The following is a 20,470-nucleotide window of genomic DNA, read 5'->3' as shown; positions in this document are numbered from 1 at the left end:
TAAAGGGTATGGGATAATTTCTCAGGCTTATGGCGGATACCTGAGAATAATAATGGTGAATGTATCACGGGTTGACCTGAATTTGCTGGTGTATCTTGATGCGCTGCTGCGTGAACGGAATGTGACTCGGGCAGCGGATCAACTGGGCATTACTCAGCCAGCGATGAGTAATGGCCTGCGCCGCCTGCGGGATCTTTTTAATGATCCTCTTCTGGTGCGCACCAGTGATGGCATGACGCCCACTGCTCGCGCCTTAGAACTCCAGCCCCTTATCCGCCATGTTCTTACCGATGTTGAACAGGCTATCCGACCGCAAACGGATTTTGATGCGCTTTCCAGTCGTCGTGTGTTCCGCATTATGGTCAGTGATTATGCTGAATCAACATTGATTCCACTGCTGCTGCGACACCTACGCAAAGATGCCCCCAATATCACTCTTGATATGCTGACTCCCAGCGATGTGGACTTTCACGATGTGGAGCAGGGCAGAGTTGATATGGCTATCAACCGCTTTGATGAAATGCCCCAATCCTTTCATCAAAGTACAGTATGGGAAGATGGTTTTTCCTGCCTGATGAGTAAAAAAAATCTGATTCGCCGGAAGTTTACTCTGGAAAATTATTTGCAGGCCCGTCATATCTGGGTCAGCAAAACCGGTATGGGCGTTGGGGTTGGGGTTAATCCGGAGGATGTTCAGCGACTGGGTTGGGTAGATGATGCTCTGAATCGTCTTGGGCAAAAAAGGCAGATTGCGATTTTTACCCGCCATTATCATGTGGCCATGCAGCTCTCCCGCCAAAATGACCTGATTGCCACTCTGCCAACCCGGGCGGCAAAGCTTATGGCTGATGATGCTGAACTGGTGATCTTGCCACCACCATTCCTTATTCCGCCTATTGAGTTGAAACTGGCCTGGAGCCCACTGCTGCAGCAGGATGCTGGTCATCGCTGGTTGCGACGATTGATTGTTGAGCTGGCCCGTAGGCCAGAGCTTGATCCTCGTAGCACTAGGGCTGAGCTGAGTTAAATGGCCAGGATATAATTTTTAGCGCGCCATCCCCTGTATCGTTATAGGGTTGTAAGTAAAATATATGGGCAGAGTTTTTATTAAAGCTGAGCTCGTCGATATCCAGAAAAAACAGCCGTTGGCCATTTTTCTTCTCTTTCATAAGTGTGAGTTCTAAATCCGGTACGTTTCCAGATTGGGGGGGCGCGTCCACAAAAAGCCTGATACCTTCAACCGTGCTCGCTGAAGGTTTAGGCACTGTTGTTTTATCAATAGGTAGAGCCGCGGGAGTTGTCTGGATGACTACCTCATTCTCATCAACGAATATATCTGCGATATTCCCGACATAAGCAGTCTCAAAAGGCTTTTTGGCTACCTGTACTGCATACTCCAACAGATCCAGCATGTTTGAGTGAGCTTCGCGCTGCAGCTCCTGGCATGTTCGGCCTGTAGCATTCACCAGTGCCATAACCGCGGGAGTATTATTGATGCCAAGCACATACCTGTGAGCACTACCGTAGGATCGCTGGACATGCTGCTGAACAAATTCACTGTAATTTCTGTGGCCTAGACGAGCACCAATTTGTGCAAGCTTTTCGGCAAGTTCATCCCCTTCATGTTCCCTTTCAATTATGGGGAAGAGAATGAAATCTTTTGTTGAATCTGTCAGATGAATAAAAAAGTTAGTAGCTTGTGAAGAGGGGCTGGCATCAGCTTCACCTCTGCCAAACACCTTATCAAAATAGGATTGCAAGGCTTGGGTTTCAGGCTCAGACGCTTCTTTGTTCCCGCCATAACTGCTCATGCAGGGTTGGCTGGGCATTTTTTGATCTTTGTAATAGTACCACCTGAAAAAATACCCGGTTTTCCAGTAAGGCAGCCATTTATAAGAAAAGTTATGGTTTAAGTCGACGCCATGGTGATATTGGATCCTCGATGCAATATGTTCGTTTTCTCCTTCCATATTGCAGTAAGCGAGTCTGTTATCATTCTTATGCCATAGCGGGGATTTTCCTGCTTTGATAAGTTGATCGGTTTTATAGCGGCCGTCGGGATTAGCAAGAAAAATAATATGTATGCGATGATTATCCAGAAGGTAGACCGCTTCCGGATCAGTCTTGTAACGTGTTAGCAGCTCTTCAGCAAACGAAAGTGCCGCAAATGGGGTGTAAAGATCTCTACCGCTCAACCCTGCCATCAAAACCAAATTGGGAATTTCATTATCAGAAGAGGTATCTCCAATCACCAGAGCCTTAATATTAAAGCCGCCTTTGAGAAGTACGCTGGTTTTACGCCAGGATTTTCCAATATTAATCAGCTCGGTTTTAGTGGGAAATTTTTGAGTTAATTCCTGAGCTTGCAGGTAAAGGGATTTAACAGAAGGGCGGCAGACTTCGTTGCTGAGAGAGTCAGGTGATACCGGAGCTCCAACCGCGGTCAATGAAAATAACAACGAGCTTAATAGTACAACGCGAAATGTGAGGAAAGCAGGCACGGTAGAGCTTCTCTGTATAGGAAAGTCTATTCCCTGTATCGGCCTGAGAAAACACAGGAATAGCCCCAGCCTGACGCTGAGGCAAAGCAGAGTTTACTGGGTAACGCTCACAAACTCAGGAGCAATATCACTGTTGCAATAGGCCATACCAAGCTTATTCAGGTATTCCATACGGTCGGCTTTCATTAAATCTATAGCCGGAGCCTGTAAGTTAGCCTTGTCATAGAGTCCGGCAATAAAGGCTAGGTAGCTTTCGCCTTCTTTGACCATTAATAGGCTGGCAGCACCCACATCAGGTTTTACTTTTCTGGCTTCTTCATCAGGCAGTTTTACTGCTAGAACAACGGGTTGTTCCTGGCCTTCAAAGCGTACACTGCGCTGGCGAACAGCCTGCTCAGCCCAATAGCAGGCAATTTCTTTGCTCTGGGTTAGAAATACTGGTTCGAGTGTTTCCACATAACTGTTCCCAATAGTTGCCATTGTCTGTTTGGCAGCCTGGTTCATGGCCTGATCACCTGAGCGCTTGAGCCCATGTTCAAGAATGGAGGGCAGCAGGGCAGAAGAGGTGCCGTGGTACCAGACTTCGCCAGTGGCAAAGCCATCTTCACTTAACAAATCTTTAGAATCTTGCAGGTGGGCTGGAACAGTGCTCATGGTTATCGTTATCTCGCTCTGTACTGTCTGAGGGATCTTTTATAAAAGGCACTTTACCAAATAGGCGAAGAGCAAATAAGGTATTGCCATTCAGTACAAACAAAAAAGGCGACCAACAATGGCCGCCTTTCCGAACTCTAGCTAGCGCTTAAGCTCTTCGTTATTGCACAGGCCATAAGCCTATTAGCTGAACTGGTTAGAAGTGTTCTTCGCACCGCCAGCTTTCAGGGCATTCTCACCAGCAAAGTATTCTTTGTGGTCGTCACCCATGTCGGAACCAGCCATGTTCTGGTGCTTAACGCAGGCGATACCCTGACGGATTTCCTTACGCTGAACGCCTTCAACATAACCCAGCATTGCCTTGTCACCGAAGTACTCTTTCGCCAGGTTGTCTACAGACAGGGCGGTAGTGTGGTAAGTCGGCAGAGTGATCAGGTGATGGAATACGTTCGCTTCACGGGCAGTGTCAGCCTGGAAAGTGTTGATACGGGCGTCGGCAGCAGCGGACAGCTCGGAATCATCGTATTCCGCAGACATCAGGTTAGCGCGATCGTAAGCGGAAACGTCCTTGCCTTCAGCAGCCCATGCATCGTAAGTCTGCTGACGGAAGTTCAGAGTCCAGTTGAAAGATGGGCTGTTGTTGTAAACCAGCTTCGCATCAGGGTGAACCTTGCGAACGTCATCCATCATGCCCTTGATTTCATGGACAGTAGGAACGGCAGTTTCGATCCACAGCAGGTCGGCACCCGCATTGATGGCTTCGATGCAGTCAAATACGCAACGCTCATGACCAGTACCCTGACGGAACTGATACAGACCGGAAGGCAGACGCTTAGGACGAACCAGCTTGCCATCACGGTTAAAGACAACGTCGCCCTGTGCCATGTCGGACACGTCAACTTCTTCAACGTCGAGATAGGAGTTGTAAACGTCACCCTGATCGCCTGGCTCTTTAACTACGGCGATTTCCTTAGTCAGGCCAGCACCTTCAGAGTCAGTACGGGCAACGATAACACCGTCATCCACACCCAGTTCCAGGAAAGCATAACGCAGAGCGCGCAGCTTGTTGTGGAAGTCAGCGTGAGGAACGGTCACTTTACCGTCCTGGTGGCCACACTGCTTCTCATCAGCAACCTGGTTTTCGATCTGCAGGGCACAAGCACCAGCTTCGATCATTTGCTTAGCCATCAGGTAGGTAGCTTCAGCGTTACCAAAACCAGCGTCGATGTCAGCTACGATGGGCACAACGTGAGTTTCGTGGTTGTCGATCTGAGACTGAATCTCTTTCTCTTTCGCAGCATCACCAGCTTCACGAGCGGCATCCAGAGCACGGAACAGGCCACCCAGTTCACGGGCGTCAGCCTGACGCAGGAAGGTGTAGAGTTCTTCTACCAGGCTGGCAACAGCAGTCTTTTCGTGCATGGACTGATCAGGCAGAGGGCCGAAGTCAGAACGCAGGGCGGCAACCATCCAGCCGGATAGGTATAGGTACTTACGTTCGGTAGTGCCAAAGTGCTTCTTGATAGAGATCAGCTTCTGCTGACCAACAAAACCATGCCAGCAGCCCAGAGACTGGGTGTACTTGGTCTTGTCCTTGTCAAACTCGGCCATGTCGCGACGCATGATGCCAGCAGTGTACTTGGCAATGTCCAGACCAGTCTTGAACTTGTTCTGAGCACGCATGCGGGCAACGGATTCAGGATTGATGGCGTCCCAGGGAGACCCTTGGGTTGCTTTCAGGGAAGCAACGGCGTCAATGTCTTGCAGATAGTCTGACATGATCGATCCTTTGGTTTGTTAGTAGCGACCGCTGCACCCTTGGAATTCGTATTATTCGGCAGTGTCTGCACGGTCATCTACGCTGCTGTAATGCACAACTTTAGGTGCGAACGTCCGAATCATTTCGGTTCGGTAGGCGCATTCTAAGTAAATGCCGCAACTCATTACAATCTCCCTTTTTTATATCAGGTATTTATTTTGTGAATATTGGTCGTTAAACCATAAAAAAACCTTCTAATGCTGCTATTTAGGGGCTTTTCTAGGCATTTTGCCGATCATTTTTTCCTGTGGGTGCCTTTTCAGCTCTTGGCTTTACAGTTTTTTTCAGGCATTTTCTGCGGCGTATACTTATGCTCCCAGGGATTGGGTGATAACAAGGAATAACAAAGAACAGCGACAACGGTCGTTTAAAGGCCAGTTAAAGCGGTTCAGGTATCACAAACGGGGTAAGACCATGACAGAGCGTACACAGTTCGGGTCACTGCAAATTGCCAGTGTGCTTTATGATCTGGTAGAGAAAGAGATCGCACCGGGAACAGGTGTAGAACCAAAGGCTTTCTGGACAGCATTCGAAGCGATCGTAAATGATCTTGCGCCCGTGAACCGTCAGTTGCTGGCCAAGCGTGATGACCTGCAGGCCAAGATTGATAGCTGGCACCAGAGCAACCAGCCTCACGATCCTGTTGCTTACAAGAGCTTCCTTCAGGAAATTGGTTACCTGCTGCCAGAAGCCGAAGATTTCACCATTTCTACTGAGAATGTTGATGCTGAAGTAGCCACCATTGCTGGCCCGCAGCTGGTTGTACCGGTAATGAACGCTCGTTACGCATTGAATGCCGCCAATGCGCGCTGGGGCAGCCTGTATGATGCGTTATATGGTACTGACGTTATTGATGAAAACGACGGTGCTGAAAAAGGAAAGGGCTATAACCCTAAGCGTGGTGCCAAAGTTATTGCTTATGCCCGTGGTGTATTGAATGAAGCCGCGCCTTTAGCGGGTGGTGATCATGCGGATGCCGTTTCCTATACAGTTAAAGAAAACCAGCTGGCGGTGAAACTGGCGGACGGTAAAGAAGTTGGTTTAACCCAGCCAGAGAGATTTGCTGGATATCGCGGCGATGCAGAAAATCCTGATGCTATTTTGTTGAAAAACAATGGCTTGCATATCGAAATTCAAATTGATCCTAATACACCAGTTGGTAAAGATGATCCTGCCGGCATTAAAGATCTGCTGACCGAGTCAGCTCTCACCGCAATCATGGACTGCGAAGATTCTATCGCCGCCGTAGACGCAGAAGATAAGACTGTTGTTTACCGCAACTGGCTCGGCCTGATGAAAGGCGATCTGCAGGAAAAAGTAGAGAAGGGCGGCAAGAGTTTTGTTCGTACCCTGAACCCAGATCGCATTTACACCTCTGCCGATGGTTCTGAACTGACCCTGGCTGGTCGTAGCTTGCTGTTCGTCCGTAATGTTGGCCACCTGATGACCAACGAAGCCATTCTTGATGGTGAAGGTCGTGAAGTTCCTGAAGGCATTATGGATGGTATGATCACCTCTCTGATTGCTATTCATGACCTGAACCGCAAGGGCGTGAACAGCAACTCCCGTCAGGGCAGCGTTTATATTGTTAAGCCAAAGATGCACGGTCCGGAAGAAGTTGCTTTTGCCAACACCCTTTTTAACAGTGTAGAAGACGCACTGGGTCTGGCTCGTAATACCCTGAAGATGGGCATTATGGATGAAGAGCGTCGCACGACCGTAAATCTGAAAGCCTGTATCGCTGCAGCTCAGGAACGGGTGGTATTTATTAATACTGGTTTCCTGGATCGTACCGGTGATGAAATCCACACCTCTATGGAGGCCGGCGCGGTGGTTCGTAAAGGACCAATGAAGCAGGCTGCGTGGATTAAGGCTTACGAGGACTGGAACGTAGACACAGGCCTTGCTGCCGGCCTGAAAGGCAAAGCCCAGATTGGTAAAGGCATGTGGCCTGTACCGGACAATATGGCCGATATGATGGAAGCCAAAGTTGGCCATCCGATGGCTGGAGCTAACACTGCATGGGTTCCTTCTCCAACTGCGGCAACTCTGCATGCTCTCCATTACCACAAGATCAGCGTATCCGCCCGTCAGGATGAGCTGGCTTCCCGTGAGCGTGCCAGTCTTGATGACATTCTGACTCTGCCACTGTTGGAAGATGCTTCCACGCTGACAGTGGAAGATATTCAGAATGAACTGGATAACAACGCACAGGGTATTCTCGGTTATGTTGTTCGCTGGGTTGACCAGGGCGTAGGCTGCTCCAAGGTGCCTGACATCAATGATGTTGGCCTGATGGAAGACCGCGCTACACTGCGTATATCCAGCCAACATATTGCTAACTGGTTGCGTCATGGTATCTGTTCAGAAGAACAGGTGGTCGAGACTTTGCAGCGTATGGCTGGTGTTGTAGACCGCCAGAATGCCAATGACCCGCTGTATCGCAATATGGCACCTAACTTTGATGACAGCGTGGCCTTCCAGGCAGCCTGTGATCTGGTGCTGAAGGGTACAGAGCAGCCTAATGGTTATACCGAGCCGGTACTGCATGCCCGTCGCCGTGAGGCGAAAGCCAAGTATGGTGCTTAAGTGCTGGGTTTGTGCTTATTGAGGAGGGGGCAAAATGCCCCCTCTGATTTGTAAGTGCTCTTAATGGAGCTGTAATCGATCATTATCTTTTAACGGTTGAGTAGATGGCAGTTGCTCGCTGATGTTCCTTCAGAGCCAGAGCAAGTGTTTGATACGCCAATTCATACTGCTCCGGTTCCTGAATCCAGGCTGTTCTGATTTCACGGTTGGCAGAAACAGATTCCTGAAGAAATGTTTCTATATCGGCATTTGTCTTGATTGCACCTTTCTCAATAAGGTCATAGCCCTCGTAAGCCGAGTTAAAAACACCTGTTCGCCCCATGCCCGCATTGCAATGGGTTACCATGCTAACAGGGTTTGAGTTTCGAGTGGATCTCACTAAACTCAACAAGTTTTCCTTACTTATCAGCCCGTGATCAGGCCAGCTTTTTTCGTTTTTAACGCTAACAGTCTTTCGTAGCTGTGGAGTTGATACATCCAAGATAGCTCTTGTCCCTTTCATTTTGACCAGAGTAACTGTTGCATTACCTACCTTAATGGAATCTCCTACATTCTGGGGAATGTAAGACATAAGTTTGGTTTCACGGCTCGGGTCAGTAAGGTTGACAACCATATCAACACCTTCCTGTACAAGCAGACCTATAAACTTGGTTGCATCAGCCTCAGTGCGTGGTGCCTGAGTAGCAATCATATTAGTGGCTCCGGCTTGCATATAACTGGCATTGATTTTTCCCAGCCCGGGTAGTTGGACTGCGTATTTAGAGGAGACTGTTGTGCCTTGAACGGTTTTATCTTTGGGAAGTGCTTTGTCTCCCTGTGCCAGATCTTTTGGCAGGTTAATAAACTGCAATACTCTTCTAAATTCGGCGGAGGCCTCTGGCTTCTTTTCTGCTCCCGCAGCATGTAAGGCAGCATCTTTGGCCAATGGCTGGAGATAATCATACATACCTGACTGGCTACCCAGCTGTGAGTGGGATAACGCTCCCGCTTCAAGGGCTTTGCCCATGTGCTGGTAATATGTAGCTTTAAAGATCGGATTATCTTCTAACTCTGGTTTGCCATAGGTGGCCATTTCGAAATCGTTATCCAGATCGCTGGTTTCAGATTTATCGATAATAGCGGTAAGAACCTTGGCAATCTGCTCCTGCGGTATAGAAGACTTTGGTGCATTAGGGCCTGGGTACCTGAAACCTTTCAGTCGATTCTCGGCAGAAGAGAGAAGCTCTGTCAGTGAACCATCAGGGTTTGCACTGATAACGCTATCTGCTCTAGCGTTGGCCCAAAGCTCAACAATGGCTTCTTTAGCTTCCGGAAAGGCATCCAGTTTGTGGCTGTGCCGACCAACCGCCAAGTCTCTTAAAGCATCAGCATTGATTTTATTGGAGAGATCGATTGTTCCTAGGTGTTCAGTAAGCTGCTGTACACCAAATTCTCCCTGTTGCAGATATTGGTTAAGGTTGTTGGCGACTTGAGGACCGGTACTATGTGGAAGATTTCTGACTGCATCCTTGGCCTGTCCCTGGGCGTAAAGCTGTTTTGCCATTTGTGTGGCCAGACCCGCTGCTACTTGAACATGTCTGCTGGTCAGTTTTGTTTTTATCTCTGCTGTTTTGACTTTTAGCTGGTCGGCGTCGATTGTGGCACCGGAGGTACCTTGTTCTGCATACAGCTGAAGCAGGAGAAGGCCTGCTGCGAGGTTATCTGCCTGTTTTTCTTTTACCTGGCCGGAACGTATAAGCCGGCTTCCCCAGTTGCCCTGAGCTCCCTTATCCGCATGAAACTCATATTTTCCGCCACTGCTTTTAACCCGGAAGACGGTATTGTCTGCAGATTTCTCCAGAGTCTTACCAATCTCGGATACCGTCTGTGATGTCAGGGTTAACCCTCCACCGCCACCGCTGACCTGTCCCATAAATACATCCCTGCCTTAAATTGGATTCCTGCCTTTAGCTTAGGTTGTACAGCCTGAGGCGAGAACTTCTTAAGCGGTTGTTTGCGATTTTTTGGTTGATAAGGCAAAGGGGCTCGTTGTTCTCTGCAAAGTGCCAGTGAACCGGCATTTTTAGCAGCGTCAGATTTATGACCTAAACTCTCTTTCCTTATATTGACTGAGAATATTAATTCCCCGTTTTATGGGGTTGGGAAGGGGCTTGTTGGTGAAAAAAAGAGGATGTCTGCTAGTCGCCCTGACTCTCTTTCTTATTGCGTTTTACCGTCCGGGCTGGGGGGAAACTCCAATTTATGACAATACCCCGGAAGGTACCTGGCTCAGAGTGGGAGAACACTCTCTGTTTCTTCAGGGATTCTCACCCTATCCCTTTATTTTCAATATGGCGCTTCTGGGTGGAATCAGGTATCTCAGTGGAATTCCACGGGAAATCTTTAGTGTACTCCCGGGTGGGCGATGGGCGGCTCTGTTTGCTCCGGAATGTCTGGATTGGGCTGGTAAAGCCGCTGGTTTTGGTCTGGGCGTCTGGTATATGTCCACCGTTATTGAACAGCAGGAGTGGTTAGCAGGGCAGGCCAGAACCCGTGTCGCTGAGATTCTTCTTCCTGGAGTTACCCCCCGGTTGGTGCTTATGGTCAGTCATGGTCGGGGGGATACAGTTGTTTCTCTTGTTCGTAACCCTCTTATTGAACCGGTGCCCCTGTCTTTCGCAACGGATGCTGTCAGTCGTGGTTTACTGTCTATTCATAAAGAAATGCATAGCCGCTCAGTAGGGCGCCTTGAGCTTATTCCCTATCAAGACAAGCGAGGGGCGGGGCTGCGAGTTGGCTGGCGGGAAGCCAGCCATGACTGGCGCTGGTTGAACCTCAGTACACGTTTTACCGCAGGTCCAGAATCACGGTGGCTTGAATTAACCCGTGAAAGCCATTTTGAAGTGCCAATAATCAGCATATTCCAATCTGAAGTGCTTGATATTGTTCTTAGGGTATTGAAAACAGGCCGGAGTACTGCGTTATCCAGAGATGTATCACTGGCAGAGCTTATTGTTGACCATGCGGATAATGGTTTCTGGTCTGCCACCATCAATCAAGATGAAGAGCTGGTTGTTCTTGAGGGAGTAGGCAGAAGCGGTTATATCGAAAGACTGAAATTGTTCCGTGCGGGGTATCAGGATGATAACCCAGAAGGGCTTTATCGGGTTTCGCGTAGCTGGACAGCATTTGCCCAGGTGCTGATGAATGTATCCTGGCTGCTCATGAATAACAGGCCTGACCTGGGCATTGAGCGCAGACTATGGTGGGAAAAAGTTGAGGGGCGGTTTGCGGCGCTGAAGTCTGGGAAATTTTGGGGGGCTGGCATGGCAGCTGCTGTCTCAAGGGAAATTAAAGGGAAGACGCGCCCTGATCTTAAGGTGGTACGTGAAACACGTCTTTCAAACCAGAACCGTATAGATGTGTCTAAAAAACTCTATGAAGACTTGAATAATACTGTTGATACGCCATGGGTATTTGAGCTCACAGGCGATGAGGGCAGAACAGCTTATGTCGCTAATTCAGTAGAAGGTTGGCAGGATACGCAGCATGGGGACAATGCTATTTATATGTCTGATCATGTTATGAACCGCCTGCAGGTAGAAGAGGGCGATAAAATCCCACTTCTACCTGTAGCGCTGCAAAAAGTTAAGAAAATTACTCTGGAAGTCTTGGACGGCGAATACCGAAACTTCCACCAACTAAAAGGAATTATGGAAGACGCTATTGATGCTCGCTACCCAACTCTTCACCAGGGTGAAATCATCAGGCTTTCACATAAAAACGACAACTTTTCGTTCAGGGTGAAAGAGCTATCTCCCCCGGGGGCTGTTTATACTGTCTTTACCAAGCCAGATTTTCACGTTGATTACCCGAAAATATGGCCAGCCCATTTGAACTGGGACTCTTTCTTATTTACCGATCAGACTATTAATCTTCATCGAGGCCAGCGTCTGGATGGGCAGAAGAGTAAACCTGTCAGTAAGGCTGATCTGGAAGCAGGTAAAAAGAAACTGGCTGATGTAGAGAAAACTGCAAAACCGGCTGAGAAACTTAAAACCAGAGCGAAAGTTTTTCCAGGGAAGGGAAATGTACTTGGGGGAGCCAAAAAAGATAGTGGGCAAGGTATTCTGGTCAAGTGAAGAGCGCACGGGTAGAGTAGGCGCAATCTTGTTCTCCGGTAGTAAAGAAAATGGATTATTTACCACTGTTTCTTGATTTAAAAGGACAAAATGTACTTGTAGTTGGGGGGCATGATGTTGCCCTGCGTAAAGTCCGGCTGCTGGTTTCGGCTGGAGCAAATGTTCGGGTTGTGGCGCTGGATATTTGTGAAGACCTTATCGATTTCCTGCAGGGTGATTCTCACCAGCTGATTCGCCGGGCTTATACCTCCAGTGACATGGATGACGTTAAACTTGTTATTGCAGCAACGGATCTTGCAGATGTGAATGGCGCTGTCGCCAGTGATGCCAAAGCTCGAAACCTGTTTGTTAACGTTGTTGATGGTGCCGATCAGGGCAATGCCATCATGCCCGCTATTATTGACCGTTCTCCTATTGTTGTTGCTCTTTCCAGTGGTGGTAAAGCTCCGGTTCTTGCTCGCCTGCTACGCACTCGACTGGAAGGTATGGTGCCCCATGGATATGGGCGTCTTGCTGAATTGTCAGGGAAATTCCGGGATAAGGTTAAAGCTCAGTTCAAGAATGTTAACGATCGTCGCTATTTCTGGGAAAAGGTGTTGTCTGGGCCAGCTGCAGAAGCTGCGCTTGGTGGCGACCTTGTCAAAGCAGAACAGTTAATGGCTGAAGAGCTGGATAACCACCAGGAACAAACTCTTGGTGAAGTGTATCTGGTGGGTGGTGGCCCGGGCGATCCGGATTTGCTGACATTTAAGGCTTTACGTCTGATGCAACAGGCTGATGTTGTATTGTACGACCGTTTGGTTTCCCCTGATGTTCTTGCTCTATGCCGTCGCGATGCGGATATGATTTATGTGGGCAAACGCCGTAATCGTCATGCTTTGCCTCAGGTTGATATCAACCAGCTACTGGCTAAGCTGGCAAAAGAAGGGCGTCGTGTACTTCGATTGAAAGGTGGTGATCCCTTTATTTTTGGCCGGGGTGGAGAAGAGATTGAAACCCTTGCCGCCGAACAGATTCCTTTCCAGGTTGTTCCCGGTATTACCGCAGCGTCTGGCTGCGCCAGTTATGCCGGTATTCCATTAACCCATCGTGACCATGCGCAATCTGTCCGCTTTGTCACCGGGCACTTGAAAGATGGTTCCATTGATTTGCACTGGCAGGATATGGCCAGTGGTAACCAGACTCTGGTGTTCTATATGGGCTTGTTAGGGCTGCCAACCATTTGCCAGAAGTTGATTGATCATGGCCGCTTGCCGGATACTCCAGTAGCACTGGTACAGAAAGGAACCACACAAAAGCAGAAGGTTTGGAGTGGAACGCTTGAGACGATCGTAGATGTGATCAAAAACGAAGACGTGAAGCCACCAACATTGATTATTGTTGGCAGTGTAGTTTCTTTGAGAGAGAAGCTGAACTGGTTCCAGCCGCAGCCAGAACCAGTTATTGAGCAATCTTAAGCGGCGTTCCGCTCTTCCTGCTCTGCAATAATATTCAGAATCATCTGGGCAACTTCTGTTTTACAACCGAAGTTGTCCCACTCCAGATTCAGCAGAGGGGTGTTCATTTCGCGACAGATCTGCGGCAGGCAGGCTTCGTGGAAGTTATGAAGATCCTTGATGTAAGCCAGTGGCGTACCATCTTCTGCATCACGTCCCCGTGAAATCAAACGACCATAAGCAACTTCCGGAGTTGTGCGAAGGTACACAACAGCACTAATACGAGGGTAGTCGTGCAGGCGACGCTTGATGTCGTAGTAGTAGTCCATGTACATAGCGTTAGGCTGTTCCATGGACAGGAAATTGGCCTGAGAGAAGATTAGGTCAGAGTACAGGGAGCGTTCAATCAGGTAATTCTTGCTGGTGTCCAGATTTTTGACCAGGTTTGCACGACGCTCGGTAATGTACTTTTGAAAGCAAATACGGCGGTTGGCATCGTGGGGATGCTTGGTGAAATCTTCCAGTAGTTCCGTGAAGCGAGGATCGTCAACCGGCTCTTTCAGGGATTCCCAGCCAAGTTCTTTGGCTAGTTGTGGTAACAGGGTAGATTTGCCTGCCGCAATATTCGCTTCAACCGCTACAAAGTGGTTAGTTTGGTCGTTGATCATTGTTGAGCCTCCAAAAAGCACTCAGTGCAGACAGGGAAATAATGTTCATCGTGGCCAACAATTATAGTTCGGCCATTGCTTTCACCCGTAAACCGAGTGAACTGCGCCGGATTTCCGCAGGTGCAGCGGGCGAAAATCTGATCAAGTTGTTGCGCATAGCGAGTGATGATCTGGGATGCTGAGAAGATAGCGCCCCGATAATCAGTCATCAGTCCATAAAAACGTACACGAACGCCGGTGAGAGAAAGGCGTACCAGTCGCATAATCGTTTCTTCTGACAGGAAGTGAGCCTCATCGACCAGAACATACTCGGGCTTTTTCTCGCTGACGTAATCAGCCATAGCGTCAGCAGAGTCAAAGACAAAGCAGGGGAGTTCCTGACCATTACGACTTTTCACTTTGTCGTCGGGAGACCGGGTATCGATAGCTGATCGAACCACCACTACGGGATGGTCTTCTGACAGTGCATAGAAATCACCGATCAGACGCGCTGTCTTACCGGATTTCATCGGGCCATATATAAAGGTAACTGGGCTCATGAAATAATTTTTGTTCCTGCCGGGGGATGTCTGTTCGCGAAGGCGCGCACTATAGGGGGCTATAGTAAGTCCGGCAATAGGTAGATGAAACGCTTGCAAACTTCTATATAGTGGTTAACGACACATGTCGCCCCTATATACAGTGTTTGAAGCTTGATTTATTTTTAAAAACAGTTGGTTGGTCTGGGTAAGCCTGCGATTCTGGAAATTATTTTCGCAGGGCTTCCAGGAAATAATTTCATAAGGTACATGCTGTTGCCTTTGTCCTGCCCAAGATTTTCTTTCACATACTTCACCAGAGGGCGCTGGCTGGGAGCTAAGTCATAGGTTTTGTAAAACTGGCGAATCAAGTGGATGACTTCCCAATGATCATCATTGAGCTCGATATTTTCAGTGCGAGCAAGTGCTGAGGCTGTATCAGTGTTCCAGTCATTCAGGTTCACCAGATAACCATCGTTATCTAAAGGTATTTCAGTGTCGTTAACTTGCAGGGTGTTCATCTGTCGTAATTAAAACCAGCTCAGTGTTTTGTCATGCTGCTCGGTTAACGCAACAAATTCATCAAAGGATACCGGGGTTACCCATGAAGGCAGGCGGTTGCTGAGTCCCCGTGCATCAGTATCAGTTTTCAAACAATAAATAGAATGGTGTTGTGCAACAGTGGCAAGGTGTTTGGCGCTGAGGCTGCCATCTATCAGGCTGTTCACACCATCTTCTATAAACAGCAGTGCGTCACCTTGGCCTAAAGCAACTTCTGCCAGAGAGCCTGCTGGGTGGCTGGAGCTTTTGTTGACTGTATGAAGTAATGTCATCAGAAATTCAGAATGCGATCCTGCTTCTGGAGCAGTTGTGGAATTTGAGTGCGTTGGATGAGTTTTGGGGAAAGTAACAGATCATCTTCTGTTAGTCCTCTCTCCTCCAGGTCTTCATGGCAGACGTACACCGACTCAATGCCATAGATTTCCAGAGCCTGAAGCATGGCTCCGGTATTCTTCTGGGGCAATGTCTCAGGAGTCTGGTGCTCCAGTAGTTGGAGTACGCCATCTCCCATAGCCAGCAGAGAGGCGTCCATATCATAAGAAGCTGCTATAAGCAGGGTGTCGATACCATCTTTTACCGATGGGCTGCTGTAGGGAGCATGACTGCTGATAATGCAGACTTTGGTCACTGTTTTGCCTCCATCACCATCAGGCGCCAAATGTTATTGTGCGGTCAGCGGAAACTGTACCATCAACAAGCTGTCCTAAACCCGACACTGTAAAGGGGGCCTCTGTGTTATGAGTTTCCTTGTTGTAGCGCTCAGCTTCAGACTCATCCAGAAGGCCCCGCTTCAGCGCTGCAGAGATGCAAATTACTATATCGATATTGTACTGCTGTCCCAGTGCTTTCCATTCTTTGTGCAGATCCGCTTCCCCCTGAGGGGCAACAGTCAGGCTTGAACCTGTGTGAACGGCATCACGCAGGAAAAAGGCTCTGGAAATTGTATGCCCCCGGTTAATAGCTGCCCGGGCGAAGCTTAAGGCTGTCTGGCAGGCCTGGCTGGAAGCCGGCGCACCATGAATCACCAGTGTGTAGTTCATAAGTATGCAGTGTTGAGTGAAGCTGGCATTCTAACACAAGGAATAACCCCATAAAAAAACCTCGCCGGAGCGAGGTTTTTTAGAGTTGCGGCCTACTGCTTATTAGTCGTCACCGCCCAAGGCAGTCAGGAGGTTCAGCAGATGAATAAACAGCATGTAGATGTCGAGGTACAGGCTAACGGTTGCCATGATGTAGTTGGTTTCACCACCGCGGATGATGCGGCTGGTGTCAAACAGGATCAGGGCAGAAGCCAGCAGTACCGCGCCAGCAGAAATCGCCAGGCTCAGACCGGAGATATCTACGAAGAAGCCAAGAATGGACGCGCCGACCAGAACCAGCAGGCCAACGAAGACAAAGCCCCGCAGGAAAGAGAAGTCTTTCTTGGAGACGAAGACATAAGCCGACAATCCCATAAAAATGAAAGCCGTGTAAGCCAGAGCGGACATCAATATGGAAGACAAAGCAGGATTGGAAAGGTAAACACTTAAAACCGGCCCCAGCGTGTAGCCGAAGAAGCCTGTGAAGGTGAAAACCAGCGGCAGTGCCCAGATGCTGTTACGGGCAGCATTCAGTGCGAACAGCAGACCTATGCTGATCACCAGAGAAAGAATGGGGTTAACAAAACCGGCGCCAATGCTCATGGAGAACCAGGCTGTACCAGCACTGAAGAGCAGGGTCATGCTTAGCAGCATATAAGTGTTCTTAATAACTTTGTTAACACTTATACCCAAACTAGGCTGTGCGGCCTGCTCGCGCACATAAGGTGAGGGTGATTGAGCCATTTTATTCTCCCTGTAGGTGTTTTCCGAAGATGGTATGGATATGTCTAAGCATACTGTCCTAAAACTGCAAATCAAGCACAGACCGTTGACTCGTAAGAAAATTTCAGTAATATGCACCTCGTCCTCGGCGCAGCGGCAAACGCTTTTACCGAGAGATAGGTGGGATGACTGAGTGGTTGAAAGTACCGGTCTTGAAAACCGGCGTAGGTTAATAGCCTACCCAGGGTTCGAATCCCTGTCCCACCGCCATATTTTTAAAGCCCCGAAACTTAACAGTTTCGGGGCTTTTTCGTATGTGCATTACATCGCGACGATTAAGACTCACAACCTTCTTTCAAGTTCCCACTTTACCCGCAAGATTTTATAGATCCCTGTAGAGTAATTTTTAGAAAATAGGGGTAGAATATTGATGACCTGAGAGGGTTGATACTATATAGTGGCGGCACGTTAAAAGTGTGTTTGATGTTTATGCAAAGATTTTGTGTTTCGGGTGTAGTAGCTCGTCCAGTTCTTCATAAATAATAGCGTCTCTTTTTGCTAAACCGCCTTGCCTGCAAGGCTCAATTATTTTTGATAGATAAGGATGACATTATGTCTACTACTACCGGTACTGTTAAGTGGTTCAACGACGAGAAAGGTTTTGGCTTCATCGCTCAGGACAACGGTCCTGACGTGTTTGCTCACTTCCGTCAAATCAAGGGTGATGGTTTCAAATCTCTGGCAGAAGGCCAGCAGGTTCGCTTCACCGTGACTCAGGGTCAGAAAGGCCCTCAGGCTGAAGATATCGAAGTTATCTAAAGTCTACTCAGACTTTACAAACTTCCCTCACCTTTGGGTGAGACAAAAGGCAGTACATTTATATGTACTGTCTTTTTTTGTGCTTGAAAAATCTTTTCTGGGTGCAGATTGTCAGACTCCTACCTCTTAGGTGGGTATGATTCCCCAAATTTAAAGAGTTATAGGTTCCAGGCGGTAGTCAATACACGTAAAAGCAATGAAAATTTATGTGTTAATGGCGGTAAAAGAACCTTTACAGAATTTTTTACTCTTCTTCGAGAGCAATTTGCGAAACATACAGGTAAAATACGTCGTCGACCAGCCAAGGTCGATGATTTAAAGTGGCGGCACGTTAAAAGTATGTTTGATGTTTATGCAAAGATTTTGTGTTTCGGGTGTAGTAGCTCGTCCAGTTCTTCATAAATAACAGCGCCTCTCTTTTTGAGAGGATGCTTCTAGCTCAACCGTCTTGCCTGCAAGGCACAACACTATTTTTGAAAGAAGGATGACATTATGTCTACTACTACCGGTACAGTTAAGTGGTTCAACGACGAGAAAGGTTTCGGTTTCATTCAGCAAGAATCCGGCCCTGACGTTTTCGCTCACTTCCGTCAAATCAAGGGTGATGGATTCCGTTCCCTGGCAGAAGGCCAGCAGGTTCGTTTCACCGTGACTCAGGGCCAGAAAGGTCCTCAGGCTGAAGATATCGAAGTTATCTAAAGCCTCAGGCTTTAAGTAACTGTCTCACCTTCGGGTGAGAGCAAAAGGCAGCACCTACAGGTGTTGCCTTTTTTTATGGGAAAACAAAACGAGATAACATCAAGAAAAATGAAGGCGAGGCTGTAACAAAAAGTTTCAGTGGTTGCTGAACCAAGAGTGATTGATACCGGTTACTCATGAAAATCAGTGGCTTGTGACAAAGAAAGTGCATTTCCCGAACAATTTTAATGACATGTAACGGGACTTTCATAAAAATTCAGTTAATATACCCATGATCTGAAAAGATCGATCCTATATAGTGGCGGCACGTTAAAAGTGTGTTTGATGTTTATGCAAAGATTTTGTGTTTCGGGTGTAGTAGCTCGTCCAGTTCTTCATAAATAACAGCTCCTCTTTAGAAATAGAGGGGAAAGCTTCTAGCTCAACCGTCTTGCCTGCAAGGCACAACATTATTTTTGAAAGATAAGGGTGACATTATGTCTACTACTACCGGTACAGTTAAGTGGTTCAACGACGAGAAAGGTTTTGGCTTCATCGCTCAGGACAACGGTCCTGACGTGTTTGCTCATTTCCGTCAAATCAAGGGTGACGGTTTCAAATCTCTGGCTGAAGGCCAGCAGGTTCGCTTCACCGTGACTCAGGGCCAGAAAGGTCCTCAGGCTGAAGAAATCGAAGTTATCTAATCTCTTTTCAGAGATCATAACTTTACCATCTGCCTTTTCGGGGTAGATCAAAGGGCGAAACTTTCGAGTTTCGCCCTTTTTGTTTCCACGGTTCTATCTTCTCTTCCTGAGTGTCTTAGTGCGTGTGAAAGCACCCTAGTAACCGGAGCACATCATTTGGGTGAGCTCTATTTTCTGACTTAGACTGAGCCATTCCAACAAGCGCGGTTTGAAGAAGGAAATCACGATCACTCGCTGTGTCTGGATCATAAACTTTTATTTTGTATCCTCCGTCAGGTGCATTCCAGGTACCATGTCGGTTAGGGGAATCTACCGTTAAAATCATGGCTTTGTAACCTAGGTGTGCTATTGAAATTCCTGCGCTCCACCAGTCTGATCGGGTGGTAGCCGGTTGACCTTGACGAACTTCTGGAGCCATAAAATAGGGCGTTCCTGCCAAGTCGGTTGCGGCTTCTTCATTTAGATTTCTGGCTTCCCCAAAATCAAATAACTTTACCTGGTCGCCATACACGCCAATATTTGCGGGTTTAATATCACGGTGCACAATAGACTTGTTGTGTAGATATTGAAGTGCTTCACACATCTGGGCTGTGTAGCTTATCAGTGTCTCCCTGAATTCATCAGGGTAGGCCGACAGGTGAGCCACTGTCTGCAACGTTGTATGGCTAGCGGCTTCCGTAAATAAAGTCATGACTGTTGCATTTGGGCCAACCAAGTATGCGCAACCATAGCAGGCGGCAATACAGGGATGTTTGAGTGACATATGAATATCAAGTTCTCTGGCAAAATCTACCACTCTGTGAATTTTCTGGGCTGGAGAGCCGCCTATCCCAACGCGATAGCGCTTTACCCATGCGGGAATTGGGGCATCGTCAGAGCAACTGCTGCTTCTCACTACAATTGTGGTAATTAACTCTTCACCATTTTGATGTATCTCATCTTCCTCGTCGGGGTTGTGTTTGTAGAGCAGAGAATCTCCAATAGGGTCGTGCTCAGGCTCTTTGAAAAAGTAATCTCCCAGCATCATATTGAGGTCTTCAAGTGTGACAGGAGGTTGAACATATTTTTGAGGCTTCCTGGATTTTTGCGTTACAGATATATACTCCTGTGGGAGCGTTCGGTCCTTATCCGCAGGGTCTTCAACAAATTTAACGATTTCATCTTCGCCGTTGGCTTCTTGTTCTTTTTTTCCTTTAAGTGAGGTGTCACTGTTATCTGTCCCGTAACCAGAAGACGCCATCCGCAATGTTTGAGGGGGTATAACTTTCAGGCATCGTTTTGAACTGTTTGTGCTTGAACTGGAAACTGAGCTCGCAGATCTGGTGGAATGGGAACTACTGGAATGAGAACTTCCCCAGCTGACATCATCGGGTTCTTCGCAGCTACTCTTCGTAATCGACGGCTGGTTGGTATATTCGGTATCAAAACTATTGTCAGCAAAGGGATCTACTGACATTGAAGAGAACATTAATTCACTGGCATGCTTTCCAAAGAGCGCATTCATAATTGTCCCTTCCCATCCTGGAAGTGATTAAAAAAGGACAATAGAAAAGTCTGGTTTTGGCGTCACTGACACAGAGGTCAGTAGGGCTGACCTTTG

Annotated in this window: 19 protein-coding genes and 1 tRNA gene; 8 read left to right on the top strand and 12 right to left on the bottom strand. The window is 47.9% G+C overall.

The window, feature by feature from the left end; all coding sequences use genetic code 11:
* The first annotated feature begins 55 nt into the window (after nucleotides 1-55).
* Nucleotides 56-1,027, top strand: a complete 972-nt coding sequence (locus tag ACY2RR_RS10690) for a LysR family transcriptional regulator (protein WP_490108396.1) — start codon at nucleotides 56-58, stop codon at nucleotides 1,025-1,027.
* Here ACY2RR_RS10690 and ACY2RR_RS10685 read toward each other — a convergent pair.
* The 3 genes from ACY2RR_RS10685 to ACY2RR_RS10675 form a co-directional block, all read right to left on the bottom strand.
* Nucleotides 1,008-2,501, bottom strand: coding sequence for a M14 family zinc carboxypeptidase (locus tag ACY2RR_RS10685; RefSeq protein WP_490108132.1), 1,494 nt, complete (start codon nucleotides 2,499-2,501; stop codon nucleotides 1,008-1,010). The two genes, ACY2RR_RS10690 and ACY2RR_RS10685, sit on opposite strands and share 20 nt — an antisense overlap.
* 93 nt (nucleotides 2,502-2,594) lie before the next feature.
* On the bottom strand, nucleotides 2,595-3,155 hold the full coding sequence (locus ACY2RR_RS10680) for a hypothetical protein (RefSeq protein WP_490108131.1): 561 nt from the start codon (nucleotides 3,153-3,155) through the stop codon (nucleotides 2,595-2,597).
* 183 nt (nucleotides 3,156-3,338) lie between these two features.
* The gene (locus ACY2RR_RS10675) at nucleotides 3,339-4,934 is read right to left on the bottom strand and encodes an isocitrate lyase (RefSeq protein WP_490108130.1); all 1,596 of its coding nucleotides are present in this window, start codon (nucleotides 4,932-4,934) and stop codon (nucleotides 3,339-3,341) included.
* 454 nt (nucleotides 4,935-5,388) lie between these two features.
* Between ACY2RR_RS10675 and ACY2RR_RS10670 the strand changes: the two genes are divergently transcribed.
* Nucleotides 5,389-7,563, top strand: a complete 2,175-nt coding sequence (locus ACY2RR_RS10670) for a malate synthase G (protein WP_490108129.1) — start codon at nucleotides 5,389-5,391, stop codon at nucleotides 7,561-7,563.
* A gap of 82 nt (nucleotides 7,564-7,645) precedes the next feature.
* Here ACY2RR_RS10670 and ACY2RR_RS10665 read toward each other — a convergent pair whose 3' ends face one another.
* Nucleotides 7,646-9,475: a protein-tyrosine phosphatase family protein gene (locus ACY2RR_RS10665; protein ID WP_490108128.1), complete on the bottom strand. Its 1,830-nt coding sequence runs from the start codon at nucleotides 9,473-9,475 to the stop codon at nucleotides 7,646-7,648.
* Nucleotides 9,476-9,719: 244 nt separating this feature from the next.
* On the opposite strand from ACY2RR_RS10665, the gene ACY2RR_RS10660 reads away from it, so the two are divergent.
* Nucleotides 9,720-11,684 carry a ubiquitin fusion degradation UFD1 family protein gene (locus tag ACY2RR_RS10660; RefSeq protein ID WP_490108127.1) on the top strand — a complete coding sequence of 655 codons (1,965 nt, stop codon included), beginning with the start codon at nucleotides 9,720-9,722 and terminating at the stop codon, nucleotides 11,682-11,684.
* 50 nt (nucleotides 11,685-11,734) lie between these two features.
* Nucleotides 11,735-13,141 (top strand): siroheme synthase CysG, encoded by a 1,407-nt coding sequence (gene cysG, locus ACY2RR_RS10655; RefSeq protein WP_490108126.1) that lies wholly within the window; start codon nucleotides 11,735-11,737, stop codon nucleotides 13,139-13,141.
* On the opposite strand, the gene ACY2RR_RS10650 is transcribed toward cysG, so the two are convergent.
* The 7 genes from ACY2RR_RS10650 to ACY2RR_RS10620 form a co-directional block, all read right to left on the bottom strand.
* Nucleotides 13,138-13,788 (bottom strand): deoxynucleoside kinase, encoded by a 651-nt coding sequence (locus tag ACY2RR_RS10650; protein ID WP_490108125.1) that lies wholly within the window; start codon nucleotides 13,786-13,788, stop codon nucleotides 13,138-13,140. The genes cysG and ACY2RR_RS10650 overlap by 4 nt on opposite strands.
* The gene (locus tag ACY2RR_RS10645; protein WP_490108124.1) at nucleotides 13,785-14,327 is read right to left on the bottom strand and encodes a thymidine kinase; all 543 of its coding nucleotides are present in this window, start codon (nucleotides 14,325-14,327) and stop codon (nucleotides 13,785-13,787) included. Before ACY2RR_RS10645 ends, ACY2RR_RS10650 begins: the two co-directional genes overlap by 4 nt.
* Nucleotides 14,328-14,491: 164 nt before the next feature.
* A complete protein-coding gene (locus tag ACY2RR_RS10640) occupies nucleotides 14,492-14,827 on the bottom strand; it encodes a TusE/DsrC/DsvC family sulfur relay protein (protein WP_490108123.1) in 336 nt (111 codons plus the stop codon).
* Nucleotides 14,828-14,836: 9 nt separating this feature from the next.
* On the bottom strand, nucleotides 14,837-15,139 hold the full coding sequence (tusB, locus tag ACY2RR_RS10635) for a sulfurtransferase complex subunit TusB (RefSeq protein WP_490108122.1): 303 nt from the start codon (nucleotides 15,137-15,139) through the stop codon (nucleotides 14,837-14,839).
* Nucleotides 15,139-15,495, bottom strand: a complete 357-nt coding sequence (tusC, locus tag ACY2RR_RS10630) for a sulfurtransferase complex subunit TusC (RefSeq protein ID WP_490108121.1) — start codon at nucleotides 15,493-15,495, stop codon at nucleotides 15,139-15,141. The genes tusB and tusC overlap by 1 nt, the downstream gene beginning before the upstream one ends.
* 19 nt (nucleotides 15,496-15,514) lie before the next feature.
* Nucleotides 15,515-15,907, bottom strand: coding sequence for a sulfurtransferase complex subunit TusD (gene tusD / locus ACY2RR_RS10625; RefSeq protein WP_490108120.1), 393 nt, complete (start codon nucleotides 15,905-15,907; stop codon nucleotides 15,515-15,517).
* A 102-nt stretch (nucleotides 15,908-16,009) separates the two neighbouring features.
* Nucleotides 16,010-16,690 (bottom strand): Bax inhibitor-1/YccA family protein, encoded by a 681-nt coding sequence (locus ACY2RR_RS10620; RefSeq protein ID WP_490108119.1) that lies wholly within the window; start codon nucleotides 16,688-16,690, stop codon nucleotides 16,010-16,012.
* Nucleotides 16,691-16,848: 158 nt separating this feature from the next.
* Between ACY2RR_RS10620 and ACY2RR_RS10615 the strand changes: the two genes are divergently transcribed.
* The 4 genes from ACY2RR_RS10615 to ACY2RR_RS10600 all read left to right on the top strand — a co-directional run bounded on the left by ACY2RR_RS10615 (nucleotide 16,849) and on the right by ACY2RR_RS10600 (nucleotide 18,870).
* Nucleotides 16,849-16,939 (top strand) — tRNA-Ser (locus ACY2RR_RS10615).
* Between the two features lie 342 nt (nucleotides 16,940-17,281).
* Nucleotides 17,282-17,488 (top strand): cold-shock protein, encoded by a 207-nt coding sequence (locus ACY2RR_RS10610; protein WP_281648624.1) that lies wholly within the window; start codon nucleotides 17,282-17,284, stop codon nucleotides 17,486-17,488.
* A gap of 492 nt (nucleotides 17,489-17,980) precedes the next feature.
* Nucleotides 17,981-18,187, top strand: coding sequence for a cold-shock protein (locus tag ACY2RR_RS10605; protein WP_490108118.1), 207 nt, complete (start codon nucleotides 17,981-17,983; stop codon nucleotides 18,185-18,187).
* A gap of 476 nt (nucleotides 18,188-18,663) precedes the next feature.
* On the top strand, nucleotides 18,664-18,870 hold the full coding sequence (locus tag ACY2RR_RS10600) for a cold-shock protein (RefSeq protein WP_281648625.1): 207 nt from the start codon (nucleotides 18,664-18,666) through the stop codon (nucleotides 18,868-18,870).
* Nucleotides 18,871-18,985: 115 nt separating this feature from the next.
* Here ACY2RR_RS10600 and ACY2RR_RS10595 read toward each other — a convergent pair whose 3' ends face one another.
* Nucleotides 18,986-20,374: a protein kinase domain-containing protein gene (locus ACY2RR_RS10595; RefSeq protein WP_490108117.1), complete on the bottom strand. Its 1,389-nt coding sequence runs from the start codon at nucleotides 20,372-20,374 to the stop codon at nucleotides 18,986-18,988.
* Nucleotides 20,375-20,470 lie beyond the last annotated feature (96 nt).

It is taken from the genome of Parendozoicomonas sp. 2304DJ65-17, from assembly GCF_058148445.1.
The sequence above is the reverse complement of the archived record's forward strand: the minus strand, read 5'-3'. Positions and strand labels throughout refer to the sequence as shown.